Source organism: Salinimonas chungwhensis DSM 16280 (assembly GCF_000378185.1).
Lineage (GTDB): Bacteria > Pseudomonadota > Gammaproteobacteria > Enterobacterales > Alteromonadaceae > Alteromonas > Alteromonas chungwhensis.
Map to the genome: position 1 here is coordinate 1 of NZ_KB899388.1, position 20743 is coordinate 20743.

Annotated in this window: 17 protein-coding genes, 1 tRNA gene and 1 pseudogene; 9 read left to right on the forward strand and 10 right to left on the reverse strand. The window is 47.2% G+C overall.

Going from position 1 to position 20743, the window contains the following annotated elements:
• Positions 1 to 323, reverse strand: a pseudogene (locus F458_RS20535) (IS110 family transposase); the annotation flags it as partial.
• 126 nt (positions 324 to 449) lie between these two features.
• Between F458_RS20535 and F458_RS0115550 the strand changes: the two are divergent.
• Positions 450 to 1088, forward strand: a complete 639-nt coding sequence (locus F458_RS0115550) for an AbiU2 domain-containing protein (RefSeq protein WP_018984359.1) — start codon at positions 450 to 452, stop codon at positions 1086 to 1088.
• Positions 1089 to 1672: 584 nt separating this feature from the next.
• Here F458_RS0115550 and F458_RS0115560 read toward each other — a convergent pair.
• From F458_RS0115560 to mutY, 5 genes are all read right to left on the reverse strand, one after another.
• On the reverse strand, positions 1673 to 2161 hold the full coding sequence (locus tag F458_RS0115560) for a hypothetical protein (RefSeq protein ID WP_018984361.1): 489 nt from the start codon (positions 2159 to 2161) through the stop codon (positions 1673 to 1675).
• Between the two features lie 130 nt (positions 2162 to 2291).
• A complete protein-coding gene (locus F458_RS0115565) occupies positions 2292 to 3491 on the reverse strand; it encodes a replication initiation protein (protein WP_018984362.1) in 1200 nt (399 codons plus the stop codon).
• A gap of 277 nt (positions 3492 to 3768) precedes the next feature.
• Positions 3769 to 3844 (reverse strand) — tRNA-Phe (locus F458_RS0115570).
• A 138-nt stretch (positions 3845 to 3982) separates the two neighbouring features.
• Entirely contained in the window at positions 3983 to 4255 is a 273-nt protein-coding gene (locus F458_RS0115575) for an oxidative damage protection protein (RefSeq protein WP_018984363.1), read from the reverse strand.
• Between the two features lie 27 nt (positions 4256 to 4282).
• Entirely contained in the window at positions 4283 to 5326 is a 1044-nt protein-coding gene (mutY, locus tag F458_RS0115580) for an A/G-specific adenine glycosylase (RefSeq protein ID WP_018984364.1), read from the reverse strand.
• Between the two features lie 84 nt (positions 5327 to 5410).
• Here mutY and F458_RS0115585 point away from each other — a divergent pair, with 84 nt between their 5' ends.
• The 7 genes from F458_RS0115585 (at position 5411) to F458_RS0115615 (ending at position 12562) form a co-directional block, all read left to right on the forward strand.
• A complete protein-coding gene (locus F458_RS0115585) occupies positions 5411 to 6118 on the forward strand; it encodes an alpha/beta fold hydrolase (RefSeq protein ID WP_018984365.1) in 708 nt (235 codons plus the stop codon).
• Between the two features lie 93 nt (positions 6119 to 6211).
• A complete protein-coding gene (gene trmB, locus F458_RS0115590) occupies positions 6212 to 6931 on the forward strand; it encodes a tRNA (guanosine(46)-N7)-methyltransferase TrmB (RefSeq protein ID WP_018984366.1) in 720 nt (239 codons plus the stop codon).
• Entirely contained in the window at positions 6931 to 8013 is a 1083-nt protein-coding gene (locus tag F458_RS0115595; protein ID WP_018984367.1) for a methyltransferase, read from the forward strand. Before trmB ends, F458_RS0115595 begins: the two co-directional genes overlap by 1 nt.
• 120 nt (positions 8014 to 8133) lie before the next feature.
• On the forward strand, positions 8134 to 9561 hold the full coding sequence (gene glgA, locus F458_RS0115600) for a glycogen synthase GlgA (protein ID WP_018984368.1): 1428 nt from the start codon (positions 8134 to 8136) through the stop codon (positions 9559 to 9561).
• Positions 9562 to 9664: 103 nt separating this feature from the next.
• The gene (locus F458_RS0115605) at positions 9665 to 11308 is read left to right on the forward strand and encodes an ATP-binding protein (protein WP_018984369.1); all 1644 of its coding nucleotides are present in this window, start codon (positions 9665 to 9667) and stop codon (positions 11306 to 11308) included.
• A 144-nt stretch (positions 11309 to 11452) separates the two neighbouring features.
• On the forward strand, positions 11453 to 12160 hold the full coding sequence (gene arcA, locus F458_RS0115610) for a two-component system response regulator ArcA (RefSeq protein WP_018984370.1): 708 nt from the start codon (positions 11453 to 11455) through the stop codon (positions 12158 to 12160).
• A gap of 216 nt (positions 12161 to 12376) precedes the next feature.
• On the forward strand, positions 12377 to 12562 hold the full coding sequence (locus tag F458_RS0115615; protein ID WP_018984371.1) for a DUF6435 family protein: 186 nt from the start codon (positions 12377 to 12379) through the stop codon (positions 12560 to 12562).
• 23 nt (positions 12563 to 12585) lie between these two features.
• Here F458_RS0115615 and pmbA read toward each other — a convergent pair whose 3' ends face one another.
• Positions 12586 to 13917 (reverse strand): metalloprotease PmbA, encoded by a 1332-nt coding sequence (pmbA, locus tag F458_RS0115620; RefSeq protein WP_018984372.1) that lies wholly within the window; start codon positions 13915 to 13917, stop codon positions 12586 to 12588.
• A gap of 71 nt (positions 13918 to 13988) precedes the next feature.
• On the opposite strand from pmbA, the gene yjgA reads away from it, so the two are divergent.
• Complete coding sequence (yjgA, locus tag F458_RS0115625) at positions 13989 to 14540, forward strand: ribosome biogenesis factor YjgA (RefSeq protein ID WP_018984373.1); 552 nt, start codon at positions 13989 to 13991, stop codon at positions 14538 to 14540.
• Between the two features lie 77 nt (positions 14541 to 14617).
• Here the strand turns inward: yjgA and tldD are convergent, their stop codons facing one another.
• From tldD to F458_RS19745, 3 genes are read right to left on the reverse strand one after another with little or no spacing between them, the layout of a single operon-like run.
• Positions 14618 to 16060, reverse strand: a complete 1443-nt coding sequence (gene tldD, locus F458_RS0115630) for a metalloprotease TldD (RefSeq protein ID WP_018984374.1) — start codon at positions 16058 to 16060, stop codon at positions 14618 to 14620.
• The gene (locus tag F458_RS0115635; protein ID WP_018984375.1) at positions 16050 to 16871 is read right to left on the reverse strand and encodes a carbon-nitrogen hydrolase family protein; all 822 of its coding nucleotides are present in this window, start codon (positions 16869 to 16871) and stop codon (positions 16050 to 16052) included. The genes tldD and F458_RS0115635 overlap by 11 nt, the downstream gene beginning before the upstream one ends.
• A gap of 15 nt (positions 16872 to 16886) precedes the next feature.
• On the reverse strand, positions 16887 to 20738 hold the full coding sequence (locus F458_RS19745) for a YhdP family protein (protein WP_018984376.1): 3852 nt from the start codon (positions 20736 to 20738) through the stop codon (positions 16887 to 16889).
• Between the last annotated feature and the right edge of the window lie 5 nt (positions 20739 to 20743).

Sequence of the window (20743 nt, forward strand, 5' to 3'; positions counted from 1 at the left end):
AGCGCATCACGGCGATCAGTCTTTACACGTTCACCTGGCTTTTTAGGGATAAGAGAAGGAGCAACCACATAACAACAATGCCCTAGGCTGGTAATGAGCCGATAAATCCAGTAGCCACAGGGGCCAGCTTCATAAACAAAGTGAAGGGTGGCGCCTGGGTATTTCGATTCAAACTGACGAAGCAACTTTTTCTAGCTGACTTTTTAAAAGGGGATGCGTCCGTAATGAACAGGACTTACGCCGCGTTGCTCTTCGCAATACGCGACTTCATGGAATTCCTTGTGCGTATCCAAGCCGATAAAAATCATGCTATGTTTATTCATGCTAGCCTCCAAATGATTTAGTCTTAAGCAAACTAATTATGGCACTGGCTTTCAGCTAACCCACGAAAATGCGGAAGCTAGCATTTCACAGGGAGTCATTGTGTCTATACAAATTAGGAGAGTTCAGTGAATCCAATTGAACAATATGAGTCCTATGTATTGACTTATTGTGACCTTATTTATTCCAAAGTTGCTTTAAAACTTGGGGTTTATAAAGCTCATGTGGAAGCGCTTGAGCGTGAACCATATGATATGACCCGAGCTAACCCTTTGATGCCATTAATGGTTGAATCAATTCAGGTCGATTGTGTTATGACTGTTTCTAAGTTAATTGAACGTGATCGTGGGGATAGGACGTTTCAAAAGTTCTTAGCTTTTGTCGAGAGTAATATTAAATCAATCAATAAAGCCTACCCTAAAGTAAACGCAAGTTTAGTGACTGAGCAGCGACTAGAGTTGGATCAAGTGGAAGCTCAGGTTAGTAATATCCTGACTCAGCGCGATAAATATTTTGCGCATGCTGACAAAAAATACTTTTTCGAGCAGAATAAAATTACAGAGGACTTTCCGGATACTTATCATGAGCTAGTTCAGATATTGAGGACTCTACAAGGTATCGTTGGAAAGCATCAAGAGTTAATGACAGGTGGTTTTCCTGTTTGTATGGCAGGTTTTGCATATGCATTTTCAGATAAAACTATCAACCACGTGAAAGTTGCAGAAAAAGAATGGCATGCTACTTATCGGCAAGGCGAAGAGTGGTAATTTGTATAAAAAACGCTTCAAGTGGGGTTCGTAAACGCGTTCACTCACCCCTTAAGCGGGCGTTATATTTTCTAGGATACAGATGAATTTTTACGATAAATTTTCAAAAAAGAACCTCTCGGAGGTAACCCACATATTGCAGAACTCCGGACACGAGAGCATTTTGGACCACTTGGTAGAAACTGATGACGGCTTTATTCTAAATAAGCCTCTCAATGATGTATCAGATTTACCAACATACAAATTTGCTCTTTCATGTACATTAGCTTCGCTAGGAAATAGGTCCCTTGCTTCGCAAATACTTCCAAATCCGGAAAACTTTGTCGCTGATGGTTACGGTGACAATATATCTAGAAGTTTGGCTTCTGACTTTTTAAGCTAGGCCGCAAAAAATATAACAATCACATTAAGTCACTCGCAAGCTCCCTTGTACAGTAACGCATGGCCTCTGTCGCTTCGCTCGGATTTTAGCCCATGCGTTACTGCCCCTTATGTGGGTGTTATATTCATATGGAGTTTCATCAAAGAATGAGTTTGATTTTCAGTAACCGCGGATTCAACCCCGAAGTGCACCACTCGTTAAATTAAGCTGCGTCTCTCAGGGGGAACGATATTTCGAAATCTTGCTTGAGATCCGCTGCCTGGGCCGTATCAAACGATGCGAGTGTCTTATCGCCTTGTCTTATCTTCAAAAATTCCTCTTCTTCAATGAGTTTCAGACTGTCAGTATGAATAGCATGTCGTAAGATGCATAATTCGCCCCCCTCAAAGAAAAATTCGGTGCCATTGCGCGCAGTAAAAACTTGCAATAATTCAAGAGGCTGATGATCATTACAATTGTTCAACCCATCTCTTTTTACTAATAGCCTGAATTCTGCTTCGGATACCTTAAGGGTTGTCAGATATTGCTCGTCCGTCCATAACGATAGATTTCCACTTTCAAACGCCCCGTAAAGAGATTCCAGGTCAAACTTCACTCCATTGACGTTATCTTTGAGCGTGCCATTCGAACTATATATGTTCCAACGGCTTTGGTGCACTTTTTCAGGTACGACTTTTTTCTTTCCAAACACAGCAAGTCCCTTTTCTTTATTAGTAAGAATTCAGATTAACAACATCTCCAAATAGATTTCTAATACTTTTACTCATGAAGCTAAGAAAATCCGATAACTCCACGTTCACTTCGCTCTAAAAATTCCAAAACTAGGACGTGTTGATTGGCTTAGTTTCAATACCCTTTTTCATTATTGGAAAGCTAACAATTTCACAACGCGCTAGTGCAGCTATCTGATGTGTAGCGTAGTTAACACTTTTCATCAGGATATTTTTCATCGGTATTATTTTTACCGACTGTAGGCGAGAGAATATATATCTATACTTGGCAACTGTCTGGCGTGTGATTCTCGCTGTCTGAGAGACAGCTGTGAGGGTTAGTTTTTTACCTGAACTCTCAAGAGCTTTTATTGCTCTACGAATCTTATCTTCCGTTCTTTCTTTTCGAAGGCTATTTGTTCGCAGGGAAGACAGTCGCTGTTTTTCGCTTACGCTAAGATCTTTTCGGTGACGGAGATTCATCTGACCGGTCTTGCGTCCGCTACCTGTATAATGTTCCCAGACCCAGCGGGACACTGATTTTACTGTCGCCTTTACTTGGCTAAAGGTAAGATTAGAAGAGAACCCTTTTTTAACGAAATTATTGTGAGACTCCGCATATTCTTCTACTTTGCGATAAAAAGAGTTATAGCTCTTTCCCTCACGATACTTGGTGACTATCGAATAGGCGTACTGTCGTATTGTATGAAACAGTAAGCAGTGTCGGGATTCGGTATTCGAGTGAACATCAAAGCTATCTTTTTCCCACGGCTTCCTCCAGGTTAGATCTAACCCTTCAGCAAGTTCGTCTAACTCATATTCCTGATTGTGGATTGGCCAGGTTTGCCAGTCTGGATGACCTGGTGTTTTTGCCACAGGACCGCTGTAGGCTATATCTGCACCCAGTTTATCTCTAAGTGCGTTATACACTGCTTTGAGATACTTTTGAGGGCCTCGGCGAGCTTTATCTGACGTACACACGGGCTTAATGGCGTAAAAGAGGTGGCACTTTAAATCGTGCTTATTCCGGACGACGATATTTGGTTCGGGAACACCACGTTCTTCCCATATAAGTGGGTTTGAGCAACCTTCATCCAAATCGAAAATAAGCCAGGAAGTCATGGCTTGAGGATTGACCTGTATGTATGGCTGGCGAACGGCGTATTCCCTTGGCCGAACCCACTTAGCCGTTTTGTCATCGCTACATCGGGGAAAGTATGGCGCCTTCGCCAGTACCCTGGAAAGTATCGATGTGGGCTCGTTGTACCCCGATTCTTCGGCGTAGTGGTCTATGCGTGAAGCTGCTACCAATAAATTTTCGACAACCGCGCAACAAACAAATAGCTTCCTTTGTCCTAACTATGGACAAAAAGAAACCGTTGGGCTAAATTAACCCTAAATCTGGTGAGATTTGCTTATCGAAGTAAGTGTTGACGCACTTGCTTCTCAAAGACCGCGTGCAAACGCGGTTTTTTTGTTTGTGCTATCGGTAAAAGTGTCGCCTCCGTTTGGAGCGAACTTTTTCTAGGAAAGAAATAGGATAGTAGGAACAAAAAAGCCCCGCACTTGCGTGCAGGGCTTAGAATAATGGTGCCTCGACCCGGAATCGAACCAGGGACACGCGGATTTTCAATCCGCTGCTCTACCAACTGAGCTATCGAGGCAAAACTGTTTAGCGTTTGGGCGTTGACTGCCTCTCTCGCTGTGGGTGCGTATTAAACGGATTTCAGCCTTCCAAGTCAACACCTTTTTTAAAAACTTTTACTGTTTGCACAGACTTTGCGCAAATTAGTTTGTTTTGCTTATTTTTCAGGCGGAACATAGCCTTCAATGGTCGGTTCCTGTCCTTCAAACAAATACCCCACCATTTGTTCTTCTAAGAACTTTCTGGCAGTTGGCTCCATCATATTGAGCTTGTTTTCATTTATCAACATCGTTTGCTTTTTTTGCCATTCGGCCCACGCCTCTTTCGAGATGTTGTCATAAATGCGTTTACCTAACTCTCCCGGATAGAGCTGAAAATCCATGCCTTCGGCATCTTTTTCCAGTTTCTGGCAATATACTGTTCTGCTCATTATGTTTCCTCACTGGCTGTAAATGCATTACAGCATGGTTTGAATATGACTGATAATTTTTTTTGTCGGGGCGGCCAGGCCAACTTCAATGGGCTCGTGTAAATGAAACCATTTTACCTGACGGTCCTCTGCGACTTCGCGCACTTTGCTGCTGTCGCTGATAATAACAAACGGTGAAATATCCAAATGGAAGTGACTGAATGTATGCCTGAAAGAAGATAGCGTTTCCAGCTGAAAACTTTCAATTCCTAATTGGCTTGCCACCTTATTGTGATCATCGTCACTTTCCAGAAACCCGTAAAGACCACCCCACAATCCAGTGGCGGGTCGCTGTATCAACATTATGGATGGGCCATTCATAATAACGAACATATTAACGGTTTTCACCGGCAGCGTTTTTTTCGGTTTTTTTCCCGGAAATTCAGCCTGCCGGCCCTGGGCAAACGCCAGACAATCATTTTGTAGCGGGCAACTGTCGCAAGCAGGCCTGGATCGGGTGCATATCGTCGCCCCCAGGTCCATCATCGCCTGGGTATATTCTCCACATCGGGTGTGCGGCGTATTACGCTGGGCATACTCCCACAATGTATTCTCAACGGGCTTTTTACCCGGCCAGCCGTCGATTGCGTAATAACGCGCCAGTACGCGCTTTACGTTACCATCAAGTATTGGATGCTGCTGACCATTGGCCAGGGACAACACTGCACCGGCTGTGGATCGACCGATGCCCGGCAACGCCATTACCTGTTCTAATTGGTCCGGAAATACGCCGTTATAGTCATTCACAATCGTTTTGGCAGCGTTATGAAGATTGCGGGCCCGGGCGTAATACCCCAGACCGGTCCAGTGATGTAGCACTTCATCGGGATCCGCGCACGCCAATGCCTGTACATCCGGAAAGCTCTCCATGAAGCGGATAAAGTAAGGAATTACCGTGGTTACCTGCGTCTGCTGTAACATTATTTCAGAAACCCAGACCTTATAAGGAGTGACATCTTGTTGCCAGGGCAGATGTTTACGCCCGTGCTTATCAAACCAGGCCAGTACTCTGTCTGCAAATGTGGTGCTCATTGAACGCAAAAACCTGTATCGCTGATTTAAATAGCGGGTATGATACCATGCCAGCGATATGTGTCAGGATAAACGGAGTGTCTGGTGTTCAATGAACCGGTATTATTTTTACCCGGAACCCTTTGCGATGAGCGAATCTGGCTGCCGGTCTGGAAGCAGCTGTCTTTAGCAAAGCGTCGTTATGTTCCCTTGCAGTGGGCCACGAGCCTGGATGACATGCTGGCACTGACCGGTGATCGGCAGGTGGATGATGAAAAGGTCCACCTGGTGGGCTTTTCCATGGGGGGGTATATCGCCAGTAAATGGGCGCTGGAAAACCCCCGTTACGTGGCCTCATTAACATTAATTGGTTATAACCCTCAGGGACTTGGCATAGAGGAACTAAAACGCCGCAAGCAGCTACTTGCGGTTTTGAAAAACGGACCGTTTAAACCGTCCAGCCCCAACTACATAAAAAACTTTGTGCACCCGGATGCGCTGGGGCGCGAGGATGTGGCCGGTACAGTGGCTGATATGGGAGACGATCTGGGCAAAGGAACACTTATTGCCCACACTGAGTCCACTACTCCCAGAGAAGATCTCGTCGCTCCGTTAAGAAAAGCCCCTTTTCGAACCAATATAATCGCCGCCCGAAACGATCTGATTGCCTCATTTGAGGTACTGACAGCTGTTGCGGCACAGCTCAACGACTGTACATTGTACCCGGTAGAAGAAGCCGCACACATGATGCTGCTGGAAAAACCTGATGACATCGTATCTGCATTACAACAAATTTTGAGTAAATCAGTGTAAAATGGTACAGGCGCACCGCTAATTGATTGCAATGTTGCAGATAGGCTGGATAATGCGCGACATCATATATAATCAGCGTCGTAGAGTGTCGGTATGGGTCAGTATAAGAGTCAGGAAGAGGCAGAAGCCGCTGGCGTTTATGTCAGCAAAGTAAAAAGTTTTGTTAAGCGTGAAGGCCGTACAACAAACGCCCAGGCCAGAGCACTGGAAGCATTTTGGCCTACTATGGGTATTGAGTACACCGGGCAGTTGCTAAATCTTGAAGCGGTTTTCGGCCGCAGCGCGCCTGTCATACTTGAAATTGGCTTTGGTATGGGTAAATCTCTGGTGGAAATGGCCGCCAACGCGCCTGACAAGAACTTTATCGGCATTGAAGTACACAGACCGGGGGTTGGTGCCTGCCTGGCTGAGGCTGGCGAACAGGGCCTGACCAATCTGCGGGTTATGGAACATGACGCGGTTGAAGTATTTAACCACATGCTACCCGATGGCGGTCTGGACCGTCTTCAGCTGTATTTTCCTGACCCCTGGCACAAAAAGCGTCACCACAAGCGTCGTATTGTCCAATCCGAATTTGCTCAAACTGTGCGTAGTAAATTAGCGGTGGGTGGTCATTTTCATATGGCTACAGATTGGGAAAACTACGCCCAGCACATGGCAGAAGTGATGAATAACGAGCAGGGCTACAAAAATACTGCAGCTGAAGGTGATTATGTTCCACGTCCCGACTATCGCCCCATCACTAAGTTTGAGACCCGCGGTCAGAAACTTGGTCACGGTGTATGGGACTTAATCTATGAGCGTGTAAGTTGATGTTATCACCACAAAGCCAGTTACTGGAACGCAATCTGTCGATTTTTGAAGACGGCCAGTGGCTGATTATTAATCCGGCAGATGCATACTTTGGGGACCTGGTCAGTGACATCCCCATGGACTTTTTACATCAATATTTTGATGTTTTTTCAGAAAGCGCCAAGGTCATTCAGTCCCATGAGCTGGATAGCCGTGATGTGGCAGCCCGACCCATGGGCTTTTCTGTAGAGCAGAAAGTCAGTAAACATATGCATATCTTTGCCCCTTTCCTGGGGGGTGAAAAGCGCTATTCCCGTATCATGATTTACTTACCCAAAGCCAAAGCTCACCTCTCCATGCTGCTAAATATGGCCGCCTCACTACTTAACGACAATGGCCAGATTTATGTGGTAGGAGAAAACAAAGGCGGGATAAAGAGTGCTGGCAAACTCGCAGCCAAATTAGGTCATACTACAAAGGTCGATTCAGCCCGGCATTGCAGCTTGTTATGCACAGAAGTGGAAAGCCCGGTCGAGTTTTCTGTGCAGGACTGGCTGGATACTCAAACCTATGAACTGGACAATAACGCGTGGCAAGTCACGTCTATGCCAGGTGTCTTCAGTTACAGGGATCTGGATGCAGGTACGCGGCTGTTACTGGAAAAACTACCTTCTACGCTAAGAGGTGGAATACTCGATTTTGCTTGTGGCGCCGGGGTGATTGGAACGTACCTTCAAAAACAATATCCTCATTTGAATCTGACTATGCTGGATGTCAACGCTCTGGCTCTTTTTTGCGCAGCCCGAACCCTGGCCAGCAACGATCAGACTGCTGCACTGATAGCGGCTAATGGCCTGCACGGGGTGGATAGAAAATTTGATCATATTGTTACTAACCCGCCTTTTCACACCGGCATCAAAACAGACTATAGTGTGACCCGGCGTTTCATCAGTGATGCCAAACGAGTCCTGGTATCCAGAGGTTCAATGCATATGGTGGCAAATCGATTCCTGCCCTACCCGGGGCTATTGGATAACAGCTTTACGCAGGTACGCACCCTGGCACAAACTTCCCAGTTTTCAGTCTATCTTGCTCTGGCCTGATGGCGGATAACCCTCGGGTGTGGTAAGTTTTTACCCACACCCTTTACAGGTTGCTGACGCAACACTCAGCATTCTTTGATTTTGCCTGCAAAACGCAGACAAAACATGGAGTCTCGCCAGATGAAAATAGTATTTGCGATATCTGAAGTGGAAGAGCTGGTAAAAACCGGTGGTTTGGCCGATGTGGGCAAAGCACTTCCTCTTGCGTTAAAAGAAGCCGGCCATGATGTCAGCATCGTCATGCCCTATTACAAGAGTATTGCACAACAATATAAACTGGCCGAAGCCCTGCCCGCGCAAGCGTTATTTGCACAAGGCCGGGTTTACCATTTCACCGTACGGCAGTTAAGCTGGAATGATATTGACATTCATTTTATTGATTACCCGGCGTATTTTGACCGCGACGGGTTATACAGCAATGCGTATGAAGCATACAAAGATAATAGCGAACGCTTCTGCTTTTTCTGTGGTGCGGCACTGATGGCAATGCAAGCTTTAGAGCTGGCACCTGACATTGTGCACTGCCATGACTGGCACACAGCTATCTTACCTTTTTTGTTACGCAATGATACAAGCGGCTACTTTGATAGTACCCGTACAGTATTCACTATACATAACGCCGCATTTCAGGGGGTGGAGAAGCTGGATGACATCCCTTTTTTACACCATCATCCGGCTATTCTCAGCCAGGTTCACGGTGGCTACATCAATATGCTACAAAGCGGCATTGAATTTGCGGACAAAATTACTACCGTCAGCCCTAACTACGCCGAAGAACTGCTAACCAATCTGGGTAGTCATGGTCTCCATGATCGTCTGGTACAGCGTCAGCAGGATTTATCAGGGATTCTTAACGGTTGTGATTACGAGCAATGGAATCCGGCTACTGACGCATTTCTGCCGGAAAATTTCGACAGTGAAAATTTACTGCCCAAATCACGCTGTAAGGCCGTCCTGCAAAAAAATGCCGGCTTACCTGAAAAGTCAGATGTACCTGTGCTCGGTATGGTTTGCCGGCTTACAGAACAAAAAGGATTTGGTTACCTGCTACCAGTACTCGACGATTTGATGGATCATAATATTCAGATGGTCATTGTCGGTACCGGCGATCCGGGGGTCTGTATGGATCTGAACGAGTATGCGCAGAATCACCCTGATCAGTTCGCCTTTATTAATGGATTTAGCACAGAGCACGCGCATCTGGTTGAAGCAGGCTCAGACTTTTTCCTGATGCCTTCACAGTTTGAACCCTGTGGGCTGAATCAAATGTACAGTCTGGCTTATGGTACGATTCCCATCGTCCGTGCCGTAGGCGGATTAAAAGACACGGTAAACGATCCGTTACAGGACGCGCAAAATGCCACTGGCTTTGTGTTTGACGCGCCTTCTTCGGACGCGTTGCTAGCCTGTATCCGTCGGGCTCTGCTGTTTTATTATGAACACCCTAAGCGTTTTAAAGCTATGCAGAAACGCGCTATGCAGACACGATTTACCTGGCAGACTGCCGCGGACGAATATAGTAATTTGTATCAGTCACTTAAACCCTAAACTGAAAAGCGCAGCTTTGTTGCTGCGCTTTCTTTTTCCTGATTCTTGAGCCACTATAGATACATCCGCTGGTTTCAACTAACGAACGGTTTATCAAAGAGTAATGACAGCCTCACCGGCACGGCTTTCCATACGTAGTCTTTTTCTGTGGGTAATCATGGCAATTGCCACCACTACGCTGGTTATATCTACCGGCTTATCGCTGTCTTTACAAATTAACGCCTATCGTGATGATCTGAAGGAAACGGTTGTTATGCTGGCCGATATTATTGGTCAGAATGCGGCAATGGATATTGCGCGCGGAGACGATACGGCCACAGTGCGGCATCTTGACACTATGGCTCAGGTAGATATTGTTACCCACGTGCATGCCTATTGGCTGAACCCCAATCGCGATAACAATCTCAGTTTTCTTGCCAGCTATCACAGGGAGGGTGAACCTCCAATTCAAGATCAATCAGGTCGGATAGATTTATTTAACGCCCCGGTTATAGGAGATAGCGTTATCGAATTTGCCCGCCCGGTTATGTTCAATAATCGTTATGCCGGTTACATTTACCTAAGTGCCTCGGCGGTTCAGTTCAATCACCTGGTCACCCAGGCTATTTTATTAAATTTAGCCGTGTTACTGGTGATGATGGTTTTGACGTTTATTCTGGCACTGCGCTTTCAAAGTCTGCTGACAAAACCCATCGAAGCGCTGGCAGATTTTCTTCAAAGTACATCGCGCGTACGGGATTATTCGGCCCGCACTCCCTCTTCCAGCATTCGCGAACTAAACATTCTCACTGATGCGGTGAACGTCTTGCTGGCAAGAATGCAGGACCATGTACAAAAACAACGTGAAACAGAAGAACAGCACCGTGCGTTAAATGCCAGCCTGGAAGATATTGTAAGCCAGCGGACTGTGGCATTAAAAGAAGCCAACCAGGAACTGATTCAAACCCTGGAAAAATTACATCAGTACCAGCGACAGATTGTAGAAAATGAAAAAATGTCATCATTGGGAGATATGGTTGCCGGTGTGGCCCATGAAGTAAACACACCTATTGGGCTAGGCGTAACAGCTTCAACCATGATGCTGGACCAGATTGTTACTATTCAGCAGAACTTTGACAGTCGTACGCTGAAAGCCAGTTCCCTAGACCGTTTTTTACGCGACAGTCAGGAAAATCTGAATATCATTTACAGAAACCTGAATCGGGCTGCTGAGTTGATTTCCAGCTTCAAACAGGTGGCAGTGGACCAAACGGCAGAAAACAGTCGAACTTTTTGCGTTTCACAGTTAATTAATGAGATACTAGTCTCGCTGAGGCCCCAGCTTAAAAAGCATCATCATAAAATCAACGTTCACTGCGACCCTACCTTACACGTTGAGACAAAAGCAGGCCCGATAAACCAGATTCTGATCAACCTGATTGTTAACTCCGTAATCCATGGCTTTGAAGATACGGATAGCGGTACCATAGACATAACGGTTGATCTGATGACGTCCAGCATGCTTAAGCTGGTGTATAAAGATAATGGCAAAGGTATTGCGGATGACATACGCAAGCGTATATTTGAGCCCTTTGTTACTACCCGACGAGGAGAGGGCGGCTCTGGTCTGGGTATGCACTTAGTGTATAACCTTGTGACCCAGGTGCTCAACGGATCAATCACCCTGTCCAGTGAAGAAGGCCATGGTGTGGAATTTCTGATAGTTTTTCCTGTCGAACCGGCATCTGCCGGGATTGAAAAAAATTAGGCAGCATCACGGGCTTGTAATTTTGTTACAAACCCTTATACCGTAGGTCAGGTTTTATTCGTAACAACCTTGAAAAGAAAGTAACGAATAATACACTTAAACCAAAATATTGCTTTAACCGATTGTAAAAGAGTGCGAAACATCATGCAGACGCCAAATGTATTAATTGTTGAAGATGAAGTGGTCACCCGTACCACCCTCAAAAGCTTGTTTGAAGCTGAAGGCTATAACGTTCTTGAAGCCGAAAATGGCGACCAAATGCATGATTTTTTCGAGAATCACTCCATCAATCTGGTCATCATGGATATTAACCTGCCTGGTAAGAACGGCTTGATTCTGGCCCGGGAAGTGCGTGATCGCAAAAATGTAGGTCTCATTTTCCTGACCGGCAGAGACAACGATGTTGACCGTATTCTTGGTCTGGAAATTGGTGCAGATGATTATCTGACAAAACCTTTTAATCCTCGTGAATTGACTATTCGTGCCCGCAATCTTCTCACGCGTACCACCAATGCTGCTGAAGATGATGATCTGCCCAGTCGTGTTAACTTTAATGGCTGGACGCTCGATGGAGACAGCCGCTCTCTTATCTCGCCTAATGGCAAAGAATTCCGCTTACCGCGCAGCGAGTTCCGGGCACTGCATTTGTTTTTGAGCAACCCGGGTAAAATTCTTACCCGCGAGCAGCTGATAATGGAAATGACCGGTCGAGAGCTTCGCCCCAACGATAGAACAGTTGATGTAACCATTCGTCGTATTCGTAAGCATTTTGAGTCTGAGCCAAGTGACGAAGAGTTGATTGTTACCATCCACGGTGAAGGTTATCGCTTTTGTGGTTCTGTAGACGGTTAACCAGACATCATCAGTACAGATACTAACCCTTCGCAGGCTACTTGTCTTCGAAGGGTTTTTTTATGGCACGGCGAAAGGTCACTTGCTGCTCCGTTTGCTGCATGATGATGATGCGACGGTGCTTTGTATTAGAAATTTGTCACGCGGAATAAATGGACCCTGGCTGGTCAGGGTGCGTAAACTTCAGATAAATGCCGACGCGATGAGGAGAAGACTATGTTTGGGTTATTTAAACAGGATCCGACAAAGAAGTTACGTAAACAACATGCCGCTTTGCTGGAAAAAGCGATGCATGCACAACGCAAAGGCGATATTAAAACCTATTCAGCGTTAACCGCTGAAGCCGAAGCAGTGTGGACAAAGATTGAGACGATTACAAAGCAATCAAACAGCGCAGTATAGACTGCGCTGTTAACGTCGCATTATCAGCTACCTGCGATCTTCATATTATCGATAAGCACAGAGCCGGTCTGAACGCCACCGCGCACATCCCGGTCTTTGCCAATCGCCCGGATATTAGCGAACATATCTTTTAAATTACCGGCAATAGTTACCTCGTGCACGGGATACTGAATCACACCATTTTCCACCCAATAACCTGCAGCACCACGAGAATAATCGCCGGTAACAACACTCACGCCCTGTCCCATTAACTCTGTGACCAATAAGCCCGTGCCCATTTCTTCCAGCAGCGCTTTATCGGTGTGCCCCGTATCTCCGATAATCCAGTTGTGGATTCCACCAGCATGACCCGTCGGCGTTTGCCCCATTTTGCGGGCTGAATAAGTGGTATAAAGATACTGCGACAGTTTGCCATTTTCCACCACATGAAGATCTTTAGTTGCTACGCCCTCAGCATCAAAACTGGAGCTGGCCAGACCGCCTTTAAGATGAGGTAACTCCTGAATATTCAACCAGCCAGGAAAAACCTGCGCGCCCAGTTTGTCCAGCAAAAAGCTGGAGCGGCGGTAGAGGTTGCCACCGCTGATCGCACTCACATAATGGCCAAATAGAGAGGACGCTACATCTTTATCCAATAACACTGGCACATTAGCTGTATTAATTTTGCGGGAGCCCAGTCGTGAAACTGTATTCTCTGCGGCTTCCTGGCCCACCGAATGCGCACTTTTTAAACCGTCAGGTCGACGACTGACGGTATATGCATAATCCCGTTGCATGTCGTCATCTTTCGCAGCAATGGTCATACAGCTGAGACTATAACGGCTGCTGGGATAGCCAGCATTGATCCCATGTGTATTGCCGTAAACCCGGATCCCCTGATTCGCGTTATAACCTGCTCCGTCAGAATTAACGATACGCTCATCATAGTCCAGCGCTGCTGTTTCAGCTTCAATGGCAATTTTCATCGCCTGCTCAGGGTCAAGCTCCTGCGGATGGTAAAGTTCTAAATCAGGAAATTCTGTGGCCATCAGTGCTGCATCAGCCAGTCCCGTACAAGGGTCTTCACTGGTGTAGCGAGCGATGTCGATGGCCTTTTCCACCGTTAGCGCCAGGGCTGCTTTACTTAAGTCGGCGGTAGAGGCGCTACCTTTGTGTTTTCCGACATACACACTGATGCCAAGGCCGCCATCATTGGTGAATTCTACGTTTTCAACTTCTTTCATCCGGGATGAAACCGCAATACCCTGAACTTTCGACATGCTGGCTTCTGCCTCAGTGGCACCTTTTGCCTTTGCCATTGTCAGTACGTCATCAACAATATTCTGTATTTCTGCGATTTGCTGGTCAATTTGCATAGTCAGTTTCGCTATCCCGAAGTTGTGTGTCACAATTATAATTATTATCAGTGTAACACTTAGAGATACCGATGAGCGACCATAAGCATCATTCCCCGGAAGATTCCGTTTTTGATGATACACAGTATGACGCGGCAGGAGAGCCGTTAAGTAAAACCGAGCTTAAACGTCAGTCTGCGCAGCTGCAGAAAAAAGGCCTGGCACTTATAAATCTTTCACCGGCCCATCTACAGACTATCCCCATGGATGAGCAGCTAGAGGAAGCCGTGATGCAGGCGCGTGCAATGAGCCGCAAGAAAGAAGGCTTTCGCCGCCAGATACAGTATATCGGCAAGTTATTGCGCCAGCGTGACGTCACACCTATTAATGAAGCGATGGATAAACTTGCCCATCAGCATCAGGAAACTAATGCGGCCTTCCACGCGATAGAAAAAGCGCGCGAAGATATTATCGAACGTGGCGATGATGCTATTCAGGCTTTGCTTGAAACATATCCGGCTATGGACAGACAACGATTACGGCAGCTTCATCGCCAGATAAAAAAAGAGCGTGAAAAAAACAGTGCGCCGCGCGCTTACAGAGAACTTTTTCAATATCTTAAAGAGCAAATGGAGCCGGAATAATAACGCTTTTGAGTAACGCTTGCAGATAGCAAAAAGCCCCGGTGTCCGGGGCTTCTTTGTGTTTTTAATGCGGCAGATTATGCGGTGCCGCCTACCGTCAGCTCGTCAACTTTAAGGGTTGGCTGTCCTACGCCCACCGGAACCGACTGGCCATCTTTACCACAAACGCCAACACCCCGATCAAGCGCTACATCGTTACCAATCATAGAGACTTTTTGCATGACTTCAGGGCCATTACCGATAAGCGTGGCACCCTTAACCGGTGCGGTGATTTTACCATTTTCAATCAGATAAGCTTCCGCGCTGGAGAAGACAAATTTACCTGAAGTAATATCAACCTGCCCGCCGGCAAAGTTTGGTGCGTAAATGCCCTTATCAATGGTCTTGATTATATCCTGGGGATCATACTGACCAGCCATCATAAATGTATTCGTCATACGCGGCATCGGTAAATGTGCAAAGGATTCACGCCGACCATTACCAGTGGGCTTCACCCCCATCAAACGGGCATTCATTTTATCCTGCATGTAGCCGGTTAAAATGCCATCTTCAATAAGTACGTTGCGCTGCGTCGGCGTACCTTCATCGTCCACCGATAGAGACCCACGACGATCCTGCAAGGTACCATCATCGACAATGGTTACGCCTTTCGCTGCTACGCGCTGGCCCATTTTACCACTAAAGGTAGATGCGCCTTTACGATTAAAGTCACCTTCCAAACCGTGGCCCACGGCCTCATGCAACAGCACGCCAGGCCAACCGCTGCCTAATACCACTGGCATGGTGCCCGCCGGCGACGCTACAGCTTCCATATTGACTCTAGCCATGTGCAACGCATCATCGGCCAGCTGCTCAAAGGCCGGTCGGCCGTTTTCATCTGACTGGAAAAAGGCATAGGTATGGCGGCCGCCCGCGCCTGATGCGCCGCGTTCGCGCCTATCGCCATTTTCCATCAATACTGAGCAATTCAGTCTGACAAGCGGGCGTATGTCCGTAGCAAAGGTACCGTCACTGGCAGCCACCAGCACTTCTTCGTAGACGCCGGTTAAGCTGACCACAACCTGATTAATATCAGGTTCTTGTTTGCGTACATAGCCGTCTACGGCTTTTAGCAAAGCCACTTTTTCGGCTTCTTCCATACCCAGTAAAGGATTGTCAGGTTGATAGCGCTGCGGATACGCTTGTTCACCAAATCCGGCGACCGCGATTTTCCCGCCAGCCGGAGCTATGGTACGCGCTGCATTGCACGCTTTTTTCAGTGCATCTTCACTGATTTCATCTGAATAGGCAAAGCCAGTCTTTTCACCACTGATCGCCCGGACGCCAACACCCCGTTCAATATTATAACTGCCTTCTTTAATGATGCCGTCTTCCAACACCCAGCTTTCATGTTGACTCGACTGAAAGTAGAGATCGGCATAATCGGTATCGTGACTGTGGATCTGACCCAACGCTTTTTCCAGCGCGGGAATATCGAGTCCCGAGTCAGTCAGTAAATGGCTAGCAACGTTATTTGACAAAATCGCTCCTGAATTGATTATGTTGGCTCACCGGCATGCTTTCTTTTAGCGCGTCTCTGTCTTTTACAGACACGCTGGCCTGAGCCATACCGGTTTGCTGACCCAGTTCGGCCAGTGTGTCACCCCAGGGTGAGTAAATCACACTGTGGCCATAAGTTTGCCGTCCGTTAGCATGCTCACCCGTCTGATTGGGGGCCACCACGTAGCATTGTTTTTCTATGGCGCGCGCCCGCACTAATGTGTGCCAGTGAGCATTGCCAGTATGCTGGGTAAATGCCGCTGGTACTACCAAAATATCGACATCCCCCATAGCATTAAACAAACCCGGAAAACGAACATCATAACATACTGACAGCCCAATACGCCCTAGTGGTGTATCGCAGACCACAACACGATCCCCAGCTTCAGTATACTTTGATTCCTGATAACTGCCGGTATTGTCGTTAATAGCCACATCAAACATATGAATCTTTTTGTATTCATCAATAATGTCACCATCCGGTCCGACCAAAAGGCATGATGCAGTGAATTTATCGGTTTGCTCCGACTGTAGCGGAAAGGTTCCACTTACCAGATACACACCAAACTGCCTGGCCAGCCGTTGCATAGCCTGACCAATTTTTCCGCTGTATCTGGGCTCCGCCGCCTCCAGTAACTCTCGGTCACGGGTACCGAATAATGCAAAACACTCCGGTAATACCACCAGTGTAGGCTGTGATGTATCCAGTTGACTGAGTTGTTCTTCTACAAAGGCCAGATTGGTATCGATATCCGGCTGGCTCGTCATTTGTACCGCGACCAGGTTAACCATCTTGTATCTCCAGATTCAGTTTTTTAAGTCAGGTTGGGACGAAGGGTCTGGCGCTTCTTGGTCTTTTGTTGGCGCCGGCAGCGTGACCTCTTTGCTATCACGTCCCATTTCCGTAAATTCAGGATTGTCCCAAGTACCTGTTACCTTATAATTAACATTGGAGATTACTTTCGCTGAGGTCAACACCTGATCGATCGCCAGAGCGGCAAGAGCTGTAGGCGGCGACGCCAGAAAATAAACCAGTACCGGTAAATTACCGGTGACATTGGGTGTAAAAGAGACATCATAATTTAGTTTCTGCGCCACCAGGTTGGTGACCCCATTGATAGTTATCTCCCCGGCACCACCGTCAATAATCGTATCGTTTGTGCTGGCTTTTCCCTGGGTAACCTTTAATGTGCCGCTCATGTCATCATAGAAAAAGCCCTGCGCAAAAACATCGCGAAAATCCAGGCTAAGTTTTCGTACCAGTGAGTTCAGACTGAACAAAGTAAAAATCCGTGAGCCCTGATCGCTCAGATCGCTCAGATATCCGTCGGTCAGGCGCCAGTCGATATTTCCGTTTAACTGTGCCACAGAAAAATCCATCGGTGAATCCGGCCAGTTTAGCGCAAAATTGATAGCCGCCGCCGAATCCTTAATCCCTGAGTTTATATTCAACTCCTGTAACATACGGCCAACATCGTCACTGTTTAATGTACCGTTTAAAGATGTGGTCTGAGACTGAGTATCCCAGCGGCCGCTGGCTTTAAGTTGCGTATAGCGGTTAGCTGCGCTCAGCTGACGGATAATCATACCCTGTTCGCCTCTGACCACATCCAGTATAACTTCACCCAGGTTGTTACCTAACAGAGTACATGTTTTACAGCGCGCATAAACCGGCGGCAGCGAGGCCGCCTTCCACTTGTCCAGCGCAGGTAAGGAAGATTCCGCAGCCGATGACCATTGCGGCAGGTTTATATAATCGGCTTCAACCCGGACACCTCTGTTGAGAAAATCTTCATAAATATGAATGCTGGCCCGCGCCTCAGTTGAATCAACGTCCATCAGCCAGTTGTGGTTATTTTGCTTGGCGACTATATCCACGTTATTAAGCGTCTGTCCGGCCACATTAAGCTTCGGCGTACTGATAAATAACCTCTGGGGCACTGCCAACAGACTGTTGCTCTGTTCCTCTTGCTGGTCCGGTTGGCCGATAAGCTCATCGACTACCGTGTACCAGTTACCAAGGTCGATATACGGTAAATCAGCAGATATACTAAAACCAATCCCCCGGCCGCTGAATTCGCTGCTTCCCAGGGCCAGATGCGCACGCGAAAACTGCATTTCCTGATGCGGCAATACACCATCAAAGGCAATATCGTCACCCAACATCGCTTTAATAGTAGACGCTTTTTCATCACCCACACTGGTAATGGCTAGTCGCTTGATCGTCCCATCGGGTTTTGCAAAAGGCGTTGGCAGGTTCGACGTAACGCCCTGCATTGTGGAATAAATATTCGCGTTATAGCTGAACCCATCTTCGGGCAGCAGCAAAGATACATTGGCCTGCCAGTCACTGGTGCCACTCAGATAGGTGCGTAACGAAGGACTGACCTGATCAGTCAGTGAATCCAGGCTCCAGTTACCCTGCGCCCCGATATCAACACTATATCCATCATCATTATTGCCACTACTAAAAGCGAGCGTTAATGGCTGCCCCAGCAAACTGCCTTGCATATCGCTGGTACGGATATTTTCATTAAGAAAGGTAATATCCCCTGAAACATTCTTCAGCGCCATACCTACTCGCGCAATAGTGACCTGATTACCAGATAATGAAGCGGTTCCCCTGGCCAGTACATCAGGACTGTTGAGGGGAATAGCCAGATGAAGTTGTGCCGTAACCGGGCCGTCAATTTTTACCTCTTCCCCTAGCACCTTACCCAGCGAGTCTGCTAACGCGCTTTGTGCCATGAGTGCAGCTAGCTCTTGACCGGTACCGCTGCCAGTGGCATCAATCTTCAAGGTGGCGGAATCTGTCAGCGGCATAATAGTCGCATCCACATCGCTGACATCTATATCTGCTAACATGGCCTGTGTCGCCTGCATGTGCAAACCGTCGTTTTCAAACTTCAGAGCCATATCTGCGTTCGTCAACGCAGGCCAGGTGTCGGCGAAGGCAAAGTCGGCCGACTTCAGCTGGGTATAAGCCTGAAAAATACCTGAGTTATTAGTAAACGGGAAGTTTGCGGGTTTGCCGTGCCACAAGACCCGGGTGTTAGTAAGTTGCCCGTTTCCGGTCAGTGCCCGTTGTAAATAATCAGCGGTACTTTGTCCCATTAATGAGGCCGGCAGCAATTGTTTTGCAACGCTCACCGGTACATCACCGGCGTGTGTAAACAGGCTTAGGTGTGGCTGGGAAACATTCAAGCGCAGACTTTGCGTTAACGTTACCTCGGGGGTTTGGATTAGCAAGTTATCGTAGCTCACCATCCACTGGTTTTGTTCGTGGTGCGATTTCGGATAGATATAAATGTCGCCGCGCATTTCAGTAAGTGAAATGTTACGGGAAAATAATGACTGGGTTTCCAGCTCAGCATCTTTGGCGTGCAATGATAACGCGCCTTGATTATGACTCCAGAAAACATCAATATCCAACGCGTCTACACCAGGCAGATCATTGTGCTCTCGCCAACTCACATCTAAAAGTTTGGCCGCTACAGCCAGATTCTCAAAATCTGATTTTACCTGTAATGTCGCCAGCTGACCGGCAGGCTTGAATCCGCGGACATCGTCATCGGCCGTATCGCTGGTAAATAACGGCAACAACAGTAAAAAAGGGTTTACCGGAGTAGGTTTTACCGTATTCATTATGAGCTTGTCGCCAGGTGACCACTGCCCGACCATATCGGTAACTAAACTCTGACCGTTTGATACTACTTCCAGCTGATCAATACGAAAAAACCAGTCCTGCTGTCGGGGTAATGCCTGAAAGCTACCGCCATGTATACCTGTACTTACCCTGACATTATCTTCACCGCCCCAGGTCAGGCGACTCTCGTGAAGCTGTGTAAACACCCCACTAATCGCGCTGTTTTTTACTTCCGCCCAGACTTCGAGATTGGCCCGACTTTCCTGCAGCGGGCGTCGGGTTTGTAATTTACCACTCACCCAGGGCGATATATCCAAATCCTCGGCCCGGGCGTAAAGGGTTCCCTGCAGATTTTCCCTGCCACCCGTTAAGTTGATAATAAATGAGGCCGCATTGCTGGTAAGCTCCTGCATGCGAAAAGCACCCTCACCACGGTGCTGGCCATCACGGTTGAGCCACGACAGCGCACTTATCTCAATGACCTGGGGCCGGGCTGCGCTGAGCAGGGTCACTTTACCGTCACGCAGGGAGAATCGTTCAAGCTGCTCTAAAAATAAATCGTTCAAAGCATCAACGATGGGAAAACGACGATTATCCTCAGAACTTTCTAACTGGTCAGAATCGATAACTAAATTCAGCCCCTGCAGATTGAATTCAGAAGAGGAAAGTTGGGCATTGACCAATGATTGCCAAAAGTTTATTTCAATTGCAATATTGGCTACGTCAAGGGCAATGGGCGAGGAGGCACTTTGACTGAGCGTCACGTTATCCAGTACCACAACAGGCCCACTTTGCTGCCAGTCTGCTTTGAGCCTGCCAATGGTCAGATCGACGCCATACTGCTCACTGATGTAAGCTTCAAACAGCGGTTTTTTATTTTCCAGGTATGGTAACGAATAGCGCAGTACACTTAGAAGTACTGCAAAAAGTACCAGGACTACTGCCAGTCCCAGCCATAGCTTTTTTGCTATCCAGTTAAACGCTGTACCTGCTATTTCTGTTTTTTTACCCACGCAAC

What these genes read in the sequence shown, in the direction of transcription:
- F458_RS0115575 (WP_018984363.1), bottom strand. Translation starts at nt 4,255, where the DNA reads ATGAGCAGAACAGTATATTGCCAGAAACTGGAAAAAGATGCCGAAGGC.
- mutY (WP_018984364.1), bottom strand. Translation starts at nt 5,326, where the DNA reads ATGAGCACCACATTTGCAGACAGAGTACTGGCCTGGTTTGATAAGCAC.
- trmB (WP_018984366.1), top strand. Translation starts at nt 6,212, where the DNA reads ATGGGTCAGTATAAGAGTCAGGAAGAGGCAGAAGCCGCTGGCGTTTAT.
- F458_RS0115595 (WP_018984367.1), top strand. Translation starts at nt 6,931, where the DNA reads ATGTTATCACCACAAAGCCAGTTACTGGAACGCAATCTGTCGATTTTT.
- glgA (WP_018984368.1), top strand. Translation starts at nt 8,134, where the DNA reads ATGAAAATAGTATTTGCGATATCTGAAGTGGAAGAGCTGGTAAAAACC.
- F458_RS0115605 (WP_018984369.1), top strand. Translation starts at nt 9,665, where the DNA reads ATGACAGCCTCACCGGCACGGCTTTCCATACGTAGTCTTTTTCTGTGG.
- arcA (WP_018984370.1), top strand. Translation starts at nt 11,453, where the DNA reads ATGCAGACGCCAAATGTATTAATTGTTGAAGATGAAGTGGTCACCCGT.
- F458_RS0115615 (WP_018984371.1), top strand. Translation starts at nt 12,377, where the DNA reads ATGTTTGGGTTATTTAAACAGGATCCGACAAAGAAGTTACGTAAACAA.
- pmbA (WP_018984372.1), bottom strand. Translation starts at nt 13,917, where the DNA reads ATGCAAATTGACCAGCAAATCGCAGAAATACAGAATATTGTTGATGAC.
- yjgA (WP_018984373.1), top strand. Translation starts at nt 13,989, where the DNA reads ATGAGCGACCATAAGCATCATTCCCCGGAAGATTCCGTTTTTGATGAT.
- F458_RS0115635 (WP_018984375.1), bottom strand. Translation starts at nt 16,871, where the DNA reads ATGGTTAACCTGGTCGCGGTACAAATGACGAGCCAGCCGGATATCGAT.